Source organism: Microbacterium sp. zg.Y909 (assembly GCF_024626565.1).
Map to the genome: position 1 here is coordinate 1 of NZ_JANJFJ010000535.1, position 2,343 is coordinate 2,343.

General features: G+C 73.0%; 3 protein-coding genes. 1 reads left to right on the forward strand and 2 read right to left on the reverse strand.

All coding sequences use genetic code 11. The features are described 5' to 3' along the window. Together NQ160_RS22475 and NQ160_RS22480 are read right to left on the reverse strand one after the other, a co-directional pair. On the reverse strand, positions 1–536 hold a 536-nt coding region (locus NQ160_RS22475), incomplete at its 3' end, for a response regulator (RefSeq protein WP_257517253.1). 62 nt (positions 537–598) lie between these two features. Further along, positions 599–1,759, reverse strand: a complete 1,161-nt coding sequence (locus NQ160_RS22480; protein ID WP_257517251.1) for a sensor histidine kinase — start codon at positions 1,757–1,759, stop codon at positions 599–601. A gap of 243 nt (positions 1,760–2,002) precedes the next feature. Here NQ160_RS22480 and NQ160_RS22485 point away from each other — a divergent pair. After that, positions 2,003–2,343, forward strand: a 341-nt coding sequence (locus NQ160_RS22485) for an aldehyde dehydrogenase family protein (protein WP_308211520.1), incomplete at its 3' end; no start/stop codon positions are given.

Below are 2,343 nucleotides of genomic sequence, written 5' to 3' on the forward strand. Positions count from 1 at the left end.
AGCTTCGCGAGGATGCGACTGATGTGGGTCTTCACCGTCGCCTCGGAGAGGAACTCCCGACCGGCGATCTCGGCGTTGCTGAGCCCGCGGGCGGCGAGCGCGAAGATCTCCTTCTCGCGGTCGGTGAGAGAGGCGAATTGCGGCGGCACCGCGCGGGCGGGCTCGGCGAAATGCGTGAACAGCTGCTGGGTGGCGGCGGCGGCGATGACGGCGGAGCCGGCGTGCACTGTGCGGATGGCCGCGAGCAGGAACTCGGGGTCGGCATCCTTCAGCAGGAATCCGCTCGCCCCCTGCCGGATCGCGCGGGCGGCCGCCTCGTCGAGGTCGAAGGTCGTGAGCATCACGATGCGCGGCGGCGCCCCGTCGAAGACCGGATCGACCAGCAGCTGGGCGGTCGCCGTCAGCCCGTCCATCACCGGCATGCGGATGTCCATCAGCACGACGTCCGGACGCGTGCTGCGGATGACTCCCAGCGCCTCGCGCCCGTCGGACGCCTCGCCCACCACCTCGAGGTCGGGCTGGGAGTCGACGAGCATGCGGATGCCGGCGCGGAAGAGCGACTGGTCGTCCACGAGCACGACGCGGATCGGCCCGCCGCTCACGCCCGGCCCCCGATCGGAAGCGATGCACGCACGACGAACGACGCGCCCTCACGGCCCGCGTCGAGCGTGCCACCGGCCAGCAGCGCGCGCTCGCGCATGCCGATGAGTCCGTGCCCGCGGGCGGGGTCGTCGGTCGCGACGGGGGGGCCTGCGGGGTTGTCGACCAGGATCGTCACCCGATCAGGATGCCACCCCAGGGCGACACTCACCGCGCCGCCCTCGCCGTGACGGAGGGCGTTGGTGAGGGCCTCCTGCAGAATGCGGTACACCGCCAGCTGGATCGCCGCCGGCGGCACCCCTGGCGGCGCCGGGTCGACGTCGACCCGCAGGTCCACGCCCGCCGAGCGCACCTGCGCGTACAGCTCTTCGAGGTCGGCGATGGTCGGCTGGGGCCCCTCGCCCTGGCTGTGCCGCAGCTGGGTCAGCAGCAGCCGCACGTCGGCCAGCGCCGAGCGCGCGGTCGTGGAGATGGTCGCCAGCGCCGTCGTGGCCGCCTGCGGATCGGCCGCCGCGGCGTAGCGGGCGCCATCGGCCTGCGCGACGACCACGGCCAGTGAGTGCGCGACGACGTCGTGCATGTCGCGGGCGATGCGCAGCCGCTCCTGCTCGGTGACTGTCTCGGCCTCGGCGGCCTGCTGCGCCTTGCGGTTCTCACGGGCGCGGATGCCGGTGCGCACGAGCGCGCCGATCGTCCACCACAGTCCCAAGCCGAACGCCGAGGCGATCCCCACCGCGATGGCGGTGGGGATGTTGCTGGTGCTGAGGTCGTTGAAGCCGGGCAGCGGGCCGAAGAGGTACACGGTGATGACGACCGCGCCCAGCAGCGACGACGCCAGCCCCGCCCAGAACACCCGCCGGGTGCCGTAGGCGGCGGTGGCATACAGCACGGCGAAGATCGCGACGTCGGCCAATCCGGGCGGGCGCTGAAAAGCCATCTGCAGGACGGCGCCGGCCCAGGCCAGGCCGAGCGACGGGCCGGGAGCCAGCCGTCGCGTCGCCAGCGCCGCGGCCATCGCCAGCACGAGCAGCGTGGATGAGAGGTCGTGGTAGGGCCCGGGTGTGCCGCTGACGAGCTCGTAGGGCAGCGCGATCAAGGCAAACAGCCCCGCCACGACGACGTCGACGACCAATTGGTAAGGCTTCACGACACGCAGCACCCTTCGACGGTACGGGACGCGCCCGGGCCGCCGCGTCCGTCGCGCGATGTATCCGGCGACGGCGCCCCGGGTGTCCAGTAGCATCGCCGTACCGGAGACCGGTCGACGAGGACCGACGCCCGCCGCAGCACGCGCTGCGCCGACCACCCGTCCGTCCTCTCGCCGCCGCCGGCCCGTCGGAGCCGACAACGCTGCTCCGACCCGACGCGGATGCCACACCCCGGCATCCGGAAAGGACAGGACGTGACCGACATCCTCGACCACTGGGTCTCCGGCAGCACCTGGGCGGGCGCCTCCTCGCGCACCGCCCCCGTCTACGACCCGGCCCGCGGGGCCGTGCAGACGCAGGTGCGTCTGGCCACCGCCGCCGACGTGGACGCCGTGGTGGCCGCGGCATCCGCCGCCTGGCAGGACTGGCGGGATGCGTCCATCGCCCGGCGTACGGCCGTGATGTTCGCGTTCCGGGAGCTGCTGAACGCCCGCAAGGACGAACTGGCCCACATCCTCACCCGCGAGCACGGCAAGGTGCTCGCCGACGCCCACGGCGAGATCGCCCGCGGCATGGAGGTCGTGGAGTTCGCGTG